The sequence below is a fragment of the Flavobacterium sp. genome (genome assembly GCF_047602195.1).
GTDB lineage: Bacteria > Bacteroidota > Bacteroidia > Flavobacteriales > Flavobacteriaceae > Flavobacterium.
Genome location: NZ_JASGHW010000004.1, coordinates 2,606,654 through 2,623,677 on the forward strand (window position 1 = coordinate 2,606,654; position 17,024 = coordinate 2,623,677).

Here is a 17,024-nt window from a genome sequence, read left to right on the forward strand (position 1 = left end):
AAATATTATACCTTTTAGGTGTAGTGATATTCTTGGTTGGAACTTTTTTATTTATTTATTTTCTATTCTATTGATAAATTAAAGAACTATTCTGAACCTTATAAATTTTGCTTTATTTTTAGTCTAATTGGAATTCTATTAGGAAAAGCAATAAATTATCTAGTAGAGCACTTTTTTAAAAGAAAGCTTGATAAAAAGACAATTGATTCAAAAGTATCTCTATTCTTTGGAATATGGATGTTGACTATATCTTTTTCAGAAATAATCAATCGAAAAACTTCCGATTCTTTGTGTGATAATTTTATAATTGAAAATAAAGGAGAAACAATTGGTAAAGGCCATAGTTATTGGGTAAACATAACTCACAATAATGAAATTGAAAAGATATATACTTCATTTAATTTCTGGAAGTATATTCAACAAAGCCAGAGAATTCATGTTTGCACTTTCAAAGGAAATTTTGGATTTGATTATTTAACAATACCTAGCGATAACTAATTTGGCCAGCTTATAACCGCGCATTTACGAAGTGCGCTGGTTTTTAGTGAATTGAACTTTTGTTTTCACGAACAAAGTTTTATCTTGGCAGAGAAAACTTAATCCGCATTTCCGCGACTTCGCAAATGCGCCTAACGTTATATGACAGCGCTGAACTTCGTCGTCAAAATTGAAATTTGTCATCGGTTATTGTTTGAATCTTGTTGTCAATTTTTTAATTTCTTTGCGTAGAATCCAAACCGGGGTGTTTAGTGCCAACGAGCAAGTTAGTCTAAAATAGAACGTTCCTTCTGGATTGCAGAAATTCAAAACTAAAACTTTGTCGAATTACTTTTGTAGAGTTTCTTTGTCAATTCCTTTGTCGAGTTTCTCTGTCATTTTTTCCAGCAAGATTTGTCAACTAAAGGGCATTTTTCCTAAAAATTAAAATTCCCAGGTTTAAAAAAATTGCATTGCGTGTAGATTTATTTTGGTGCGCCGCCATATAACAGCGCAACTAAGCGAGCGCTAGATTTTCAAGGCTATAACGTTCTATTTTCACGAAGAAACACTATATTCGTCAGAGAGAACTCAGTTCGCTTTGTCGCGCCTGCGTAGTTGCGCGAAACGTTAGGCGAATCCCAAAAGAGAAAATGAATACACAAGAAAATATTTTAGAAAAAATATCTGATCTAAGAAGTAGAAATAAATTTTCTTCTTCAGCTTGGGAAGATCGTGGATTGAACCCTTCAGATAGTCAAATGTGCCTTGATCTTGAAAATAAATTCAATCTTTGTCTAGATAATCTAGCTAGCGAAATTCAGAATAACAATAATCCAAAACGACTGAAAAGCATCCTAAAAAGTGCACTTAGTAATTTTGACAGTTCAATCTATGACACAGAGGAAAGAGAATTTATTTGCGACTATTTTTTTGAAATTTCGAAAATTATAAGCGTAGATTTCAAGGACAATCTAAATACTTGGCTTTACGGGAAAATCTTAAACACTTTGTTCAAAGTAACCTCATTCTTAAAAGGCAAAGAAAAAATTATCGAAACTTTGTCTCAGAATTGTACGAAGTGTGACGCAAAATTGGAAACATATATTTTACAGAAACAAGAAGGAATTCCTGATCATTCTTGGAGAATTATTCAATGTAATAGCTGTAACGAATATAATTTGCTTTCAACTGGGCCAAATATAAAACAATTGAAATTCGGAAATTACAAAGAAATAGAACATTTGAACAAATCAGAATTTGATGAAGAACAAGCCCAAATAAGATTAAATCAAATAAAGTTCTTTAGAAAATAACTGCTAGGGAATCGCCTAACCGCCGTTTCATCGACATTGCCGAGTTTTCGGTAAGTTGAACGTTCGTTTTCACGAAGAAAGTTCTATCTTGGCAGAGAATACTCAGTCCGTTTTGCCGGCAACGTCGTGAAGCGGCCTAACGTTACCAGAAATGCTGAGAAACCGTTCGTAAAAACAAAAACATGAATAAAAATTCAACGTCAAAAAAAGAGATTGAAACTATTCATGTCGAGAAATTTTTGAGTCATTTCGAAAATCTAGAGATAGAAAAAAGTTTTGAGAAACCTGATTTTATTTTAAAACAGCAAAATGAGATTATTGGACTTGAACATCAAATCATCGTAAATTCAAAAGCAAGAGAGCGCGAAGGATATTTAAAAAATATATTTGTGCTAGCCCAAGAAGAATTACAAAATGAAAATCCTGAATTGCTTCCGTTTTTCGCAACATGCTATATTCATGAAAACTTTGATCATAGTTTATATCGCAAAAATGAATTAAAAGAAATTGTAAAAAATGTAATTCGAGAATGTATTGTAAATGCGAATACTTTAGAAAATCCAATAATTTATGATATAGATTGGAATCCAGACGACTTCTTCTTTATTTATCCGCAACTTGGTGCTTGGTGGCAGAAAAGAATATCGGACGAAGAAATTTTATCTTCAATCAGAAATAAAGAGGAAAAACTCCCGAGCTATAGAGAAAATGTAAATGGGCAAATTTGGCTTTTGTTAGTAATAAATGAAACTGGTGAAAGTTCGTACATAATGAAGAAAGAGCCTATTTCTAGTTTTGAAAGTAAGTTTGATAAAATATATGTTCTTGAATATATCTATAACAAGATTCATCAAATAAAGTAGAGCACTTCTGGTAACCGCCGCGAGGCAAATTGCTTTCGCTTTCAGTAAGTTGAACATTCATTTTTCACGTAGAATATTTTATCTTCGGCAGAGAAAACTCGGTTCGCTGGCTTCAAGAATTCGCCTAGCGGCCTAACGTTGTGCGACATTTCAGAAGACAATGGATTTAGAAAATCAAAATTTTATTTTACAAGTTATTATTTTAATAATTCAATTCTTCATTGTGCTTATTCCTTTTTTGGGAAGTAAAGCGTTGTATGATCGAAGAAAAAGGCCATTAAACCGCTTTTCTTTTCGAGGTTATATGTTATTGATTTTAGGTATTTTACTTATCATTTGTACATGTTTACAAATAAAAATAACAAACAAAATTTCTTTTCAAAATGAAGTCCAACTAAATAAAAAACTAGAAAGACGAGATTCGATTAATCAACGTGAAAATAAGAAGAATGATATTGCCACAAAAGAAGCGCTAGCCAAATATAATTTAGAAATTCAAGATTCATTAAATAACGCACAAATTAGAATTAGAAAAATAATCAAAGATTCGGCGAAAATAAATGTTATGAACGGAGATGACCCTGATTTTGGAATTTGTGATATTAAAAAAATTAAAGATACTCTAAGTTCAAAAAGTGTAGAAATAAAAATCTGTTCAAATGACGCTGCCAGTGAAAAAATTACATTTGCCATTGATGTCATAGTTGAAGTTTCTCCCGGAAAATATCAGTACATAGGTAAAAATGTTCTCAGTAATAAAAATATTTTTGTTGGAAAAAATAAATCAATGAGTCCGGAAATATTAATTCCAAATAAAATTACCAATCAACTTATATTATTTCATATGGTTGGCGAATACACCAAGTTTGGAACTAAGAAAAAATTCAATTTAGATCGACTTTATTGTTTTAACCAGTATGCCCCAACTAAACCATACGGATATTTATTTCCAGATAAGGAGGAACAAGTTAGAGAATTTATAAAAACGTCGCACAACCGCCGCTAAGACGAGATTGCCGCGTTTGTAGTGGTTTCACGTTATTTTCTCACGAAGAAATTCTATCTTAGCAGAAAGAACTCGGTCCGCTTGCATCGGCAACCTCGCTTAGCGGCCTAACGTTAGCGGCAATAGCCTACATCACATGAATAATAAAATATATCATAAGACGGAATTAAAATCAAATCAATTTATCACAGCCATTTTACGTAGCTGTATTATTTTAGTTCCTGGTATATTCTTATTTGCTCAGACTTACAGCAATAAACTTATAGCATATGTGATTTTTAGTGTATGCTTTTCAATGTCAATCTTCTTGATTCTAAGAACTCTCAAAACTTTTGAGATAGGCTCCGAATACTTTATCGTAAAAAGACCTTTTCTAAAATCAGAAATATTTAAAACTGATCTTATTCAAAAAATAGTATTCTATGAATTTGAAATGGCAAGAGGTATGCACTATGTTTTAAAAATTGTATCAGACAAAGGTGAAAATGAATTTGCTCTTACATATTTTGGTGAGGATTTAAAAAAGATAATTTCAGCTTTAAAAAGATCCAACATTGAATTCGAAAATTTAATTACAAGACGTGGCTAAAGCCGCTAACCGCCGTTTCATCGACATTGCCGAGATTTCGGTGAGTTGAACGTTCGTTTTTCACGAAGAAAGTTCTATCTTGGCAGAGAGAACTCAGCTCGCTTTGTCGGCAACGTCGTGAAGCGGCCTAACGTTATAGGACATTTTTAGAAACTATGAAGGAAAAAACAGTAAACATAATTTTATTAGCAACTCTTGGAATACTAATAACTATTGTAATTATATTTTCCACATATTATCTAATGACAGTAAAAGAAACAGATTTATCAAAAATTGATAATTGGTCTAAAATTTCTGATTTTTTTGGTGGAATTATCAATACAATAATATCTCTTTTTAGTCTCATAATACTGGCAATTATAACTTTAATAGTAGCAAATCAAGCTAATTCAGAAAATAAAAAAACTAATTTGCTCTTAAAGAGAATTGAAAGCTATGATCGATTATCTCAATTTGTACCAAAATTAATTTTAGCTGTACAAGAAATTAAGGTAGTTACAACACATATTTTACATAAATTAAAAAATAAAGACTCTGCTAATCTTGAAATAGAAATATTCGGACAACATTCAAGAGTAATGACTGAAATTTTCAGTTCCATTGCCACTTTTGAACTTCAGTATGGTCATCTCTACAAATATGATTTCAATTGTAATGATTTCGAAAACCTTGTAGATTTGTCTCAAAAAATCAATGAAAATTTCAATGCTATTAGAGAAAAGTTTATTCTAGGACAGACAGATTTTCCATTGATAGATGCTAAACAAATGACTGAATTTGTTATGCTTTTTAATAAGATTTTGAAAAATTTAAAAACCGAATTACGATAAAACGTCCTATAACCGCCGTTTTGCAGCAATTGCTGGGTTTTGTGGTTCCAGGACGTTTTTCTTCACGAAAAAACTTTATCTTCAGCAGAGAGAACTCGGTCCGCTTTGATCAGCAACTGCGCAAAGCGGCATAACGTTACCAGAGATTGATAGAAACTTTATCTTCAGATGTCATTATGGAAATTGATCTTTACAAAGCAATACCTATTGGAGTTTCATCAATAGCAATTATCATTTCAATTGCTACTATTTTCTTTACAAGGCAAAATTTAAAAAGACAATTACGATTAAGCAAACTCGAAGAAATTCTCGAAATACTTTTATTTTTAGAATCACATTATCAAGGTTTATTTATGCTCTTTAAAGATACTGAGCATAAAGTGGAGTTTCCAAAAAATCAACAAGAATCATCTAAATATTTGAATGATTTAACCAAGTATAAAGAAAGTTTTATAAAATTATTCGATTATCAAACATTAATAAATAAAGTTTCAAGACTAAATGTTTTAACGAAAGCATATTTGCCAAACAAAAAAAATTTAAAAAATAAATCGCTCACGATTGCGGACGTATATTTTGCAATGTTCAGTTACGTAAACTTCGATGGAAAATTGAGTAATAAACAAGCATATACAATAATTCCAAAGCCTCCAGAAATGAAATTTCTAATCGCTGAGATGGTAGACCAGATAATTTTTGAAATGAAGTTGGGGTATAAAAATATTGGTGACCGCGATTACTATAAATATTATAAAAACCATTTTCAAAAGGACTTATCTAATGCGACTTTGCTTGTAAAGAAAAAATTAGAACAAGAAAGGTCAACCTCTGGTAACAGCCTGTAACCTCCATCGCGGAGATTTCGGTAGCTTGAAATTGTTAGTTCACGAATAAAGTTTTATCTTGGCAGAGAGAACTCAGTTCGCTTTAATCCGCGACGGCGGTTACAGGCGAAACGTTAGCTGCAAATTGCGACGCTTTCCAAACTTAAATTTTGCAATCTTTGGCTAACGCAAAATTTGCCGTTTTAAAAGCTCGGCAACCTGCGAGCTAACCGCCGCTAAGCTAATTTGTTCGTTTTGTAGTTGCGGAAAGTTTTTTCTTCACGAAAAAACTCTATCTTCGGCTGAAGCAACTCGGTCCGCTGGCTTCACAAATTCGCTTTAGCGGCCTAACGTTGGCCGAAATTCCAAAAACGAAATCGTAACATGAATCAAGTTTCAAAAATATTTTCGCTCACAATATTGATTTTCACACTTATATCATGTGAGAAGAATAATTTTCAATATAAAGAATTGACAAATCATAGTTGGAAATTAAGAGATGTCACAAATGATCAAAACAATCCGATTTCTGAGAAGACAACTTATAAAATAAATGGAGAAGTAATCACTCAAATGAATTCTCCGGAACTTAGTGAAACAATTAAATCTAAATATTTTTTGGATACAGTAAATCGAGAAATTACTATTGAATATCAAAATTCAAAATGGAAATATAAAATTGAAAAATTGACTACAGAAGAATTTAATATAAAAAATTCTGAGGGAAAAGTTATTAGAAATATTCCTTATTAGTCAAGGAACTTCGGCCAACCGCCGCTACGACGAGATTGCGGGATTTTCGTAGCTTGAACGTTCCTTTTTCACGAAGAAAGTTTTATCTTCGGCAGAGACAACTCAGTCCGCTTTTCCGCAACCTCGCGTAGCGGCCTAACGTTGGTGGCAATTTCGGAAAATCGTACTAAACAAGAAACATATGAATCATAGTGTAAACATTAAAGTTGAGAAAGACTTTTCGTCATTCGTAAACCCTGAACTTCAACAACAAAAATTAGAAATTGGAACGAAAAATCTTGATGATTATAATTCTAGATTAGGATTAAACATCGAATTAAATTATAATTCTGATGATTACGAATTCAAAGTCATTGATAAATTCAGCTCTAAAGCTTTTAGTATTTGCAGCTCAATTAATAGTTACACTTTTTGGGCATTGCAACATAATAAAGATACGGCGACTTGGATAGAACCATTTTTATTTAGAATTTCCAATATCGCAAATAATATCAAACAGGAATATTATGCTTCAATTATGTTAAGTAGTAAGCCAGATGTTGAAGGTTTCATCTTTAAAAAAAATGAGTTTGTTAAGACTTATCAGAACTTTTGTCCATTAGGATTTTTATCAAATGAAAGTTGTGAATATATCAAGGCAAAACTGAATAATTTATGCAATGATCTTAATGCAATCGCATGAAACTGCCACCAACCGCCGCTAAGACGAAACGGCTGGTTTTGTTGGGCTTGAACGTTTGTTCAAACCAAGAAAATATTATCTTAGCAGAGGGAACTCTGCTACTATTTTCGCCGCTTCGCTTAGCGGCCTAACGTTGTGCGCAAGCACCAAAAACAGTAACGTCAAATTGAAATCAAATGACAGAAAAAGATCAATATAAAAAAGATTTATTTGAAGACTTGAAATATAGCTTGTCTAAATTCGACAGTCAGTCGCTAGCGATAAGTAGTGGTGCGTTAGGTTTGTCATTAACTTTTATCAAAGAAATTGTTCCCTTCGAGGAATCTGAGTGTATTATCTTTTTCTACTTCGCGTTAGCTTTTTTTATAATAACATTGACTTTAGGATTTATTGGCCATTATTTGAGTTTAAGGCAAATTTCTAAATCGATTGAAAAAGTTGACAGTGATAGGATTTCAGAAATAAAAGTTGATAAAGTAATCCCAATAATTAACTTAACAGTTGTTTTCTCGCTTACCTTTGGAATACTTTGTTTAGTAGCATATTGTGTAATCAATATCGAAAATAAAAGACAAGAAACACATGATAAAAATGCTCCTAAAATTACGGTAGAAAAGGAAATTGGAAATGGCGAAAAAATTTTAATTAAAGGTTCTCTAGATCAATTTAATTATAGTGATACGCTAAATAAGAAAACAACAATAAAAATTTTTAAAAATGGAAGACAAAAATAAATTCAGCAATGAAGAATTAAATGAAATTCTTAAACAAAAAACCAATCAAGATAATATATTCGAAAAAGCGATGTTTTTGAGACAACCACCAAGCACATTGACAAATCAAAACGCATCAAATATCAATAATCCCACAAATCAATCGTCCGAAACGGAGAATAAAAAAGGTGACAAGTAAGTGCCAGCGCACAACCGCCGTTAAGACGAGATTGCCGCGTTTGTAGTGGCTTCACGTTATTTTCTCACGAAGAAATTCTATCTTAGCAGATAGAACTCAGTCCGCTTTGCTCGGCAACCTCGCTTAGCGGCCTAACGTTATATGACAGCGCTGAACTTCGTCGTCAAAATTGAAATTTGTCATCGGTTGTTGTTTGAATCTTGTTGTCAATTTTTTAATCTTTGCGTAGAATCCAAGCCGGGGTGTTTAGTGCCAACGAGCAAGTTAGTCTAAAATAGAACGTTCCTTCTGGATTGCGGAAATTGAAAATTAAAACTTTGTAGAATTACTTTGTAGAGTTTCTTTGTCAATTCCTTTGTCGAGTTTCTCTGTCATTTTTTCCAGCAAGATTTGTCAACTAAAGGGCATTTTTCCTAAAAAATAAAATTCCCAGGTTTAAAAAAATTGCATTGCGTGTAGATTTATTTTGGTGCGCCGCCATATAACAGCCTGTAAGCGAACCGGCTGGTTCTTGGTAAATCGAAACACTTTTTTCCATAACTTCGTTTTCAATGTGCAGAGAGAACTCTGCTCCTATTTTCGCCGCTTCGCTTACAGGCGAAACGTTAGCTGCAATAGTTTTCAGAACGTTTCCAAAAACGAGAAAATATCGTGAAATTTAAAATCTCAAATTATGAGTTTAAGATTTAGAATTGGTCCCTTTACATTTGGTAAAAGTGGTACGCGTCTAAGTATTTGGAATGGCGGAACAGGATTTTCAATGCCAATTTCTAATCGCAAAAAGAATGGATCCTATGGAAAAGTAACCTTTGGAATTTTTAGCTATTTTTTTGGCAATAATCGGGAATCTAAAAATATTGAAAACCCAAAATATGGAAAGCCAACTCGTGACAATCCAAAATTTGAGAAATCTGGACACCCTGACTTTGTTCAAAAAGCAAGAAAGAATCATAAACAAGCATACGCAACATGGTCAACCGAAGATGATGAAAAGTTAGCAATGTTATTTCGTCAAGGTAAATCAATTAAAGAATTGAGTGAAATTTTTGAAAGAACAAAAGGCGCTATTCGTTCTCGCATTGAAAAGATATGCTAGGACAAAACTAAAGCAGCTAACCGCCGTTTCAAGACATTGCCGGGTTTTCGGTAGCCGGAAGTTGCGATTTCACGAAGAAACAGTATCTTCGGCAGAGAGAACTCAATCCGCTTTGATCGGCAACGTCGTGAAGCGGCCTAACGTTAGTGGCAATGCGTAAACGTTTTGTCAAAACCAGCAACATTAATCTTTAAAATTTAATCTTATGAATTCATTTGGTTTCGGTGAACTAGTTATTGTCTTGCTAATTATAATTGCTGTCAACATTGGAGTTTTCTTAATCATTAGAGAATTAATTTTGTGGTACTGGAAGATTAATAAAAGTATTCAGCTTCAAGAAGAAACAAATTCTTTATTGAGACAAATTTTAAATTCTCAAACCACAACCCAGCCAAATCAATTAAACGCAATAAGTGATAAAACTGAATTAAAGACTGATGAAAAATTAAGCTTGAATGACCTATATATGAAAAAGATCAATCAAAATAATTCAAAAAGCTAATGAAAAATCTTTTAACCCTACATGAAGCTGTGATATTGGTTTTAATAAAACAACCAAATAGAACTGCAACGTATGAAAAGATTGCTGAAGAAATAGAAAAACGAAATCTATTTCCGGAAAGAAAAGGTGGAATATTATTGAGTGAACAAATAAAACTTAGAACTTCAATTTCCTCAAGTAAATATAAACACATGTTTGAGAAGATTTCAAAAAATGAAATTAAGTTTATCTAAAACGCAAAGCCACTAACAGCGCAGTTATGCAAGAGCTGGTCTGTAGTGAGTTTGGCGCTTTTTCTTCACGAAAAAGCTCTATCTTAGCAGAGAGTACTCAGTCCGCTTTTTCCGCTCCTGCGTAACTGCGCGAAACGTTAGCGGCAACCCCGGAAAACTATACGTGATTATTTCAACGGCTAATATCATGAAAAACCATATAATCCAATTTATAATTTTAGCAACTATATTCAGTTTTACATCCTGTGGATTATTTGTAAAAAAAATAAACTTTACAAAAGAAGAGTTAGATTTTTTTAATGTATATAATACGAATGATGTTTTAGTTTTTCAAAATCTAACAACCAAAGAGAGAGATACTAGCGTTATCTATTCTAAAAGAATATATCACGAATACGATTGGTTAAGACACGACAATAAAGTTCATTGTGTGAATATCGATTATAAAAACAGTAAATACAAATATCCTGGCTATCAAGAAAAATCAGAGTCAATGTTTGGTTACTGCATTGGTGAAAATGATACAAAATATTGCATTAGTTTTACATATCTAAAATCAAATTTCAAGATTTTCAACGACACTGAGACTAAATCTACGGAAACCTTAACCGTGTCAAAGAAGAATTTCAATAATGTTTATGAATTGGTTTATAAAAGACCAAAATTCAATGGAGGAACAGATGATGACCCTGAAATACTATGTTGGGATAAAAAATACGGAATTATCAAGTACATTACTTTTAAAGGCGAAATTTGGGAAAGAGTTAATTGGGATTAATAGTTAATAAATTACTCTAATTAAATAAAAAATATGGGCAGCCGCTAACAGCGCAGTTAAGCAAGAGCTAGATTTCGGTAAGTTGTACATTCATTTTTCACGAAGAATGTTTTATCTTGGCAGAGAGAACTCAGTCCGCTCTGACGCTCCTGCGTAACTGCGCGAAACGTTAGGAGCCATTATTTAGAACACTATCAATCAAATGAAAAGGATATTAAAATTTCTATTCTTACTTTCCATTCTCAAAGTAAATTCTCAAAACAGTTTTGAAGGCATAATAAATTTCAAAGTTAAAATTGAGACTCATAAGGATAGTATCGAATTGAATAGAAAATTAATTGATAAATATGGAGAGGATATCTCAATGTATTATTTTAAAAATGCTTCCTTAAGCGTAAATTATTTAGACAACAATGGAAAAATATTATACTATTCAAAATTTTCTCCTACAACAGGAATTATGACAACACACTTCAAAAATAAAGGGGTAGAAAATGTAAAAAAGTCTTCAACAATAGAATTAGCTTTTTTAGAAAAAAGAAAAATTGCTAATGAAAATATCATAGGAAAAGATTGTGAATGTTTTGAATACAAAACCGAGGATAGAAGTGCTTTAATATATAAGCTCACTTATTGCTTCAGTTCAAAAACTCCAAAAATTGATTACCGCAATTTTAAAGAATGTAAAGATTTCTTTATGAAGGAATATTACGAAACCTCTGAAAGACCATATCTAAAATATATTATTGAAAATAAGTTTATGAAAGTGACATGGGAAGCTCAAGACATTCAAACTAAAGAAATTGATCAATCTATTTACAATAACGGCTCCTAACCGCCGTTTCAAGCCATTGCGGAGATTTTGGTAGCCGGAAGCTGTGCTTTCACGAAGAAAGATTATCTTCGGCAGAGAGAACTCGGTCCGCTTTGATCCGCAACGTCGTGAAGCGGCCTAACGTTAGCTGCAACCACAGAAACTTCTTAGTAAATTTTGAATATATACCATGAATTGGTATATTTGATTCAAATTTTTAAATCATGGCAAAAAACACATCAATTCTACTTGGAGATTATTTTGACAATTTTATTAATGGTCAAGTTAAAACTGGAAAATATTCGTCCGCAAGCGAAGTTGTTCGCGCTGCGTTAAGAATGTTCGAAAAGGAGGAAACAAAAAAGTCAGAACTAATCAAAGAACTTATAAAAGGGGAAAAATCAGGTTTTGTGGAAAATTTCAATCGTGAAACTTTCTTGAACGATATGCATAAGAAATATTTGAACAAATGAATTACATCTTAACCAAAGAAGCTGAAAGTGATTTGGAAAAGATTTGGCTTTACACATTTGAAAATTGGTCAATCGAGCAGGCAGATAGGTATCTAAATTTGCTAATTGACGAATTTGATTATTTATGCTTAAAACCAGATTCGGGAATTGACTTTGGGAAAATTAGAAAAGACTATTGGCGCGCAAAAGTCAATTCACATTTTGTCTTTTATAAAATAAAGAAAACAAAAATAGAAATCATAAGAGTATTGCACGAGATGATGGATATTGAAAGTCATCTATAAAAGTGGCAGCAGCTAACAGCGCAACTGCGCCATTGATGGTTTTTAGGCAATTGAGCGTTGGTCAAAGCCAAGAAAGTTTTATCTTAGCAGAAAGCACTCTGCTCCTATTTCCGCAACGGCGCAGATTGCGCGAAACGTTATAAGTAATTTTATCAAGACGTGAAATTTACCAAAGAAATTGACGATTTAATTAATAAAATGACTGGTGAAAATATTCTACGTCATACATGTCAGCTATTAGTCAAAGATAAAAATGGAAAACTTCAACCACATGGCTCAGGAATCTTTATAGTCGTTGGCGATATACATTTTCTCGTAACCGCTTCTCATGTCACGAAAGATTGGTCGGATGAAAATCAACTTTACATCAGAATTAATGAAACTAATTATGTTTCCCTAGTTGGCGAGTTGAGAGAAACTGATTTGGAAAGAGATGATAAAATAGATTTGGCATATGTAAAAATTGACGAAAGAATTTTGCCGGATCTACAGAAGCCATATATATTTTTACCTATATCAAAAATTAGAAATCACAATCAACTTGTTGAAGGGACAAATTATTGCGTGATGGGCTATCCGGAAAAAAGTTTAGCAAACATAGATGATAAAATTGAGCCAGTCGCAAAAGCGTATTATGTCAACCCAAGTTCTCAAAAAGTTTATGATTACTATAAGTTTGATCCAAAACACTTTTATATGTTTGAAATGAAAGGTAAAGGTGAAAACATTAAAACAGGCGAAATTGAAAAAACAGGAACACACTTTTATGGTATCAGTGGCTGCGGAGTTTGGCTAATGATATTGGATGAAAGTGAAAATAAGTTGTCAATTGATTATCGATTAATTGGGATTATGACTGAATTCCGAAAAGGTAAATACTTATCTCTTATTGGAATCAAAATCAAATTAATTCTTGATGGAATAAAAACTATTGAAAAAATTGAATTGCGGGAAAAGAAAGTTTAATCCACAATAAAACTACTTATAACCGCCGTTTTGCAGCAATTGCTGGGTTTTGTGGTTGCGGGACGTTTTTCTTCACGAAAAAACTCTATCTTCGGCAGAGACAACTCGGTCCGCTTTGATCAGCAACTGCGCAAAGCGGCCTAACGTTATGGGCAACCTAGCTAATCGAAATCAGCCATAAACTAAAAACGTCTAATTCATAGAATCAAAATCATGAAGAAAATATTATACCTCTTGTGCATAATGATTGTGATTAGCTGTAAAAATAAACTAGAGCACGCCACAGAAAATTGGAAATTCATCGATATCAAAATTGATTCAAATTGTAAATTTTATATAATGCATTTCATTGAAGGCGATTACATGTTCAGAGTTTCAAGTTCTGGATCTTGTGAATCTTTAACTAGTAGCCTTTTTTTGAAAAAATACGATGAAGCGTTGAAAAATCATAAAAATGAAATAAGTATCAAATCAGGCAAGATGGTTTTTAATTCTTTTGAACAGGACACAAATTTTGCAAACAAACTCGCTGCAATAACAAATTTTCATTTTAAACGAAAAGTCAAAATTATTGAAAACTCAGACAGGATAATTTTACAACTTGATCCAGAATAGACTATGAATCGGCTGCCCATAACCGCCGTTAAGCGAACCGGCTGGTTTATTGGTGATTGAACGAGAAGTTTTCATAACTTCGTTTCCGTTAAGCAGAGAGAACTCTGCTTCTATTTCCGCCGCTTCGCTTAGCGGCCTAACGTTAGCAGCAATCGCATTAACGATATGGATCACATCACAAAAATCGAAAGAGAAAATTTCAATGGATATATTATTCATCCAGGAAGTGTTTGTGCTTTATGCGTAACTGACAATGACGTAATTTTAATTAATTCTAGAAGGAATAATAAATCATATCATCTAGAACTTCCAGGTGGTGTAATTGAAAAAAGCGAAAGCCCTTTACAAGCTCTCGAAAGAGAAATTAAGGAGGAAATAGGGTTCAGCGTGATTGAGAATGAATTTATCGGAAAATATACTACCTCGGCCGGAATAACTAACGAATTAGTATATATTTTTATTTGTAAAGTCGAGAAAACTAGTAAATCATCTAGTTCAGAATTCGAACCTATTTCAATGACACTCAAAACACTTATCAATGAAGTCTCTTTAAGAAACATAGAAGATTTCAGGGTGATAATCGCAGCAAATCATATGAAAGAAAAAATATCTAAAACCGAAGAAAAAAATGAAATTTACTCCAGATTGATTTCATTGTGGTCTGTTCAAGAATCTTTATTACAAACTTATAGATCTCTTTTTTTAACGACTCAATCGATTTTGTTCTCTATCGCAGTGTTCATTGCAACGACAAAAAAACCTTATTTTTCGATGCTACTTTTTCCAATTGGAATTTATTTACTATTCTTTGGATTTCGAATAACTAAAAAAAGAGGATTTGGTGTTTGGTATTGTATCCTACATTTACATAAACTAGACAAGAACCTAAATTTCAATACCAATTCACTAACTATTGATCTTCACAACTTTATGGAGCTTTCATACAAACAAAAAATTGAGTATTTTCAAAGTGACGAAGTTGGTAAAAGCATGTTAGATGATAAGACACGACGAGGCATGGACTACAGAATTACATATTTATTTATCTTGTTGTGGCTCTTACTTCTGATTTCTATAATATTTATAAATTATCTCCCAGAAATCATCTAACGACTGCTGCTAACAGCCGGTAAGCAAAATTGCCGGTTTTTGGTAGCCGGAAGTTGTGATTTCACGAAGAAATATTATCTTCGGCAGAGAGAACTCGGCTCGCTTTGGTCGGCAACTTCGCTTACCGGCGAAACGTTATATGACAGCGCTGAACTTCGTCGTAAAATCAAAATTCTTCTTTTAATCACTTTGAAATTCTTTGTCAATTTTTTAAAAATTCTTTGCGCTTAATCCAAGCCGGTACGTTTTGAACAATTAATCTAGCTTATCCAAAGTAGAACGATTTTCCTGGATTGCGCAAAATCAAACGTGAAGACTTTGTCGAAATACTTTGTCGAAATACTTTGTCGAAATACTTTGTCGAAATACTTTGTCGAAATACTTTGTCGAAATACTTTGTCGAAATACTTTGTCAATTTCTTTGTAGAGTTTCTTTGTCTTTTTTTTTAGCAAGTTCATCTAACTAAAGTGCGTTTATTCTAAAAAGCAAAATATTCATATTTTAAAAAATTGAATTGCGAGTAAATCAACTTTGGTGCGCCGCCATATAACAGCCTGTAAGCGAAACGGCGGGTTCTCGGTAAATCGAAACACTTTTTTCCATAACTTCGTCTGCAATGAGCAGAGAGAACTCTGCTCCCATTTTCGCCGCTTCGCTTACAGGCGAAACGTTACCTGCAAGCATAACAACCAAACGTCTAACAACAACTTAAATGGGACATATTACAAAAGTATATGGAAATATTGTTGGTGCAACTTGGAAAACCGAGGACTATCATAAACTTCAAAGACTGAATAAAACTATCATTTCAAATTTACCTTCAGACGATAATGTATTTCCATGGATTACGCGAAATATGTTTTTGGTTCCCGATCCTGAAAAAGATAAAATGTATCGAGAACAAATAATCGTTTTTGGAGCATCTTACAAATCGGTTGAAGACTATTGGAGTGAATGGCTGGATAAATTTGAAGACGTATTAAAGAAACTTTATTGGACGAGCGCCACCATACATTTGGAAACAGAGTTAATGGAAAAGTATACTTATGAATGGACAATAGAAATTCACCAAACAGAAAATTGGTTTTTGGAAATACCTAAACCTATTTCAAAATGGAAATTTGAAGGTGGACCAAGAACTTTTGTTTAAACAAGATGCCAGCAGGTAACCGCGCATTTGAGCAGTGCGCTGGTTTTCGGAAAGTTGAACTTTCATTTTCACGCATAAAGTTTTATCTTGGCAGAGAAAACTCAGTCCGCATTTTCGCGACTGCGCAAATGCGCCTAACGTTGAGCGCTATGGCAGAAAACCAGAAACCATGAGAACGATAATTTTACTAATATTCTTCACAATAGCTTCCAAAGCCCAAAATAATTCCGTCGTCATTAAACTAGAAGAAAATTGCTCTTTAGAATTGAAACGCGAAGTATTTAATCCAAAAGAGCATAAAATAGATTATGATGGTAAATATGTTATTGGAATTGATGGCGCTCCATTATTTGGCTCAGATGGAGAAATACCAAAATATAAACTCTCCAAAGCAATCCTGAAAATTGGTGACAAAACTTATAATCTTCAAATCGATAACATGTATAATCCTTGGCTTGGAGATGATGTGAATAAAAGATTTTTTAGAATTATACATGGAAGCCCAAATGATCATATTCTTAAAGGTCAATTTTCAGATGGTGCGGGAAGTTATGCGGCAGAATGGTTAATTGAATGGAATTCTAGTATCAGAGATATTTTGACAAAAGATGAAATTATAATTGGATCTTATTTTGAAAAGTAACCACAGCGCTCAACCGCCGTTTCAAGCGATTGCGGAGTTTTTCTTAGCCGGAAATTGCTAGTTCACGAAGAAATATTATCTTGGCAGAGACAACTCAGCTCGCTTTG

At 32.9% G+C, this 17,024-nt stretch carries 22 protein-coding genes; all 22 read left to right on the forward strand.

Features of this window, described 5'->3' with window-relative positions; all coding sequences use genetic code 11:
• The first annotated feature begins 1,130 nt into the window (after window positions 1-1,130).
• Complete coding sequence (locus QM717_RS17770) at window positions 1,131-1,793, forward strand: hypothetical protein (RefSeq protein ID WP_415039530.1); 663 nt, start codon at window positions 1,131-1,133, stop codon at window positions 1,791-1,793.
• 182 nt (window positions 1,794-1,975) lie between these two features.
• Window positions 1,976-2,656, forward strand: a complete 681-nt coding sequence (locus QM717_RS17775; protein WP_415039532.1) for a hypothetical protein — start codon at window positions 1,976-1,978, stop codon at window positions 2,654-2,656.
• Window positions 2,657-2,816: 160 nt separating this feature from the next.
• Window positions 2,817-3,662 (forward strand): hypothetical protein, encoded by an 846-nt coding sequence (locus QM717_RS17780; RefSeq protein WP_415039534.1) that lies wholly within the window; start codon window positions 2,817-2,819, stop codon window positions 3,660-3,662.
• Between the two features lie 136 nt (window positions 3,663-3,798).
• Window positions 3,799-4,251, forward strand: coding sequence for a hypothetical protein (locus QM717_RS17785; RefSeq protein WP_415039536.1), 453 nt, complete (start codon window positions 3,799-3,801; stop codon window positions 4,249-4,251).
• Between the two features lie 242 nt (window positions 4,252-4,493).
• Entirely contained in the window at window positions 4,494-5,081 is a 588-nt protein-coding gene (locus QM717_RS17790) for a hypothetical protein (protein WP_415039538.1), read from the forward strand.
• A gap of 146 nt (window positions 5,082-5,227) precedes the next feature.
• Entirely contained in the window at window positions 5,228-5,926 is a 699-nt protein-coding gene (locus tag QM717_RS17795; RefSeq protein ID WP_415039540.1) for a hypothetical protein, read from the forward strand.
• A 363-nt stretch (window positions 5,927-6,289) separates the two neighbouring features.
• Window positions 6,290-6,658: a hypothetical protein gene (locus QM717_RS17800; protein ID WP_415039542.1), complete on the forward strand. Its 369-nt coding sequence runs from the start codon at window positions 6,290-6,292 to the stop codon at window positions 6,656-6,658.
• Window positions 6,659-6,839: 181 nt separating this feature from the next.
• Complete coding sequence (locus QM717_RS17805) at window positions 6,840-7,340, forward strand: hypothetical protein (RefSeq protein WP_415039544.1); 501 nt, start codon at window positions 6,840-6,842, stop codon at window positions 7,338-7,340.
• A 176-nt stretch (window positions 7,341-7,516) separates the two neighbouring features.
• Window positions 7,517-8,074 carry a hypothetical protein gene (locus QM717_RS17810; RefSeq protein ID WP_415039546.1) on the forward strand — a complete coding sequence of 186 codons (558 nt, stop codon included), beginning with the start codon at window positions 7,517-7,519 and terminating at the stop codon, window positions 8,072-8,074.
• The gene (locus QM717_RS17815; protein WP_415039547.1) at window positions 8,058-8,252 is read left to right on the forward strand and encodes a hypothetical protein; all 195 of its coding nucleotides are present in this window, start codon (window positions 8,058-8,060) and stop codon (window positions 8,250-8,252) included. Before QM717_RS17810 ends, QM717_RS17815 begins: the two co-directional genes overlap by 17 nt.
• Window positions 8,253-8,925: 673 nt before the next feature.
• A complete protein-coding gene (locus QM717_RS17820) occupies window positions 8,926-9,348 on the forward strand; it encodes a hypothetical protein (RefSeq protein WP_415039549.1) in 423 nt (140 codons plus the stop codon).
• Between the two features lie 205 nt (window positions 9,349-9,553).
• Window positions 9,554-9,850, forward strand: coding sequence for a hypothetical protein (locus QM717_RS17825; RefSeq protein WP_415039551.1), 297 nt, complete (start codon window positions 9,554-9,556; stop codon window positions 9,848-9,850).
• A complete protein-coding gene (locus QM717_RS17830; RefSeq protein ID WP_415039552.1) occupies window positions 9,850-10,083 on the forward strand; it encodes a hypothetical protein in 234 nt (77 codons plus the stop codon). The genes QM717_RS17825 and QM717_RS17830 overlap by 1 nt, the downstream gene beginning before the upstream one ends.
• Before the next feature lie 187 nt (window positions 10,084-10,270).
• The gene (locus QM717_RS17835) at window positions 10,271-10,861 is read left to right on the forward strand and encodes a hypothetical protein (protein WP_415039554.1); all 591 of its coding nucleotides are present in this window, start codon (window positions 10,271-10,273) and stop codon (window positions 10,859-10,861) included.
• A gap of 202 nt (window positions 10,862-11,063) precedes the next feature.
• Window positions 11,064-11,696 (forward strand): hypothetical protein, encoded by a 633-nt coding sequence (locus QM717_RS17840; protein ID WP_415039556.1) that lies wholly within the window; start codon window positions 11,064-11,066, stop codon window positions 11,694-11,696.
• A gap of 203 nt (window positions 11,697-11,899) precedes the next feature.
• Complete coding sequence (locus tag QM717_RS17845) at window positions 11,900-12,148, forward strand: type II toxin-antitoxin system ParD family antitoxin (RefSeq protein WP_415039557.1); 249 nt, start codon at window positions 11,900-11,902, stop codon at window positions 12,146-12,148.
• Window positions 12,145-12,432, forward strand: coding sequence for a type II toxin-antitoxin system RelE/ParE family toxin (locus QM717_RS17850; protein WP_415039559.1), 288 nt, complete (start codon window positions 12,145-12,147; stop codon window positions 12,430-12,432). The genes QM717_RS17845 and QM717_RS17850 overlap by 4 nt, the downstream gene beginning before the upstream one ends.
• A gap of 159 nt (window positions 12,433-12,591) precedes the next feature.
• Window positions 12,592-13,398: a hypothetical protein gene (locus QM717_RS17855; protein WP_415039561.1), complete on the forward strand. Its 807-nt coding sequence runs from the start codon at window positions 12,592-12,594 to the stop codon at window positions 13,396-13,398.
• Window positions 13,399-13,611: 213 nt separating this feature from the next.
• Entirely contained in the window at window positions 13,612-14,013 is a 402-nt protein-coding gene (locus tag QM717_RS17860; protein WP_415039562.1) for a hypothetical protein, read from the forward strand.
• Between the two features lie 165 nt (window positions 14,014-14,178).
• Window positions 14,179-15,123: an NUDIX hydrolase gene (locus QM717_RS17865; protein WP_415039563.1), complete on the forward strand. Its 945-nt coding sequence runs from the start codon at window positions 14,179-14,181 to the stop codon at window positions 15,121-15,123.
• 713 nt (window positions 15,124-15,836) lie between these two features.
• The gene (locus QM717_RS17870) at window positions 15,837-16,274 is read left to right on the forward strand and encodes a hypothetical protein (protein ID WP_415039565.1); all 438 of its coding nucleotides are present in this window, start codon (window positions 15,837-15,839) and stop codon (window positions 16,272-16,274) included.
• A gap of 169 nt (window positions 16,275-16,443) precedes the next feature.
• The gene (locus QM717_RS17875) at window positions 16,444-16,917 is read left to right on the forward strand and encodes a hypothetical protein (RefSeq protein WP_415039567.1); all 474 of its coding nucleotides are present in this window, start codon (window positions 16,444-16,446) and stop codon (window positions 16,915-16,917) included.
• Window positions 16,918-17,024: the final 107 nt, after the last annotated feature.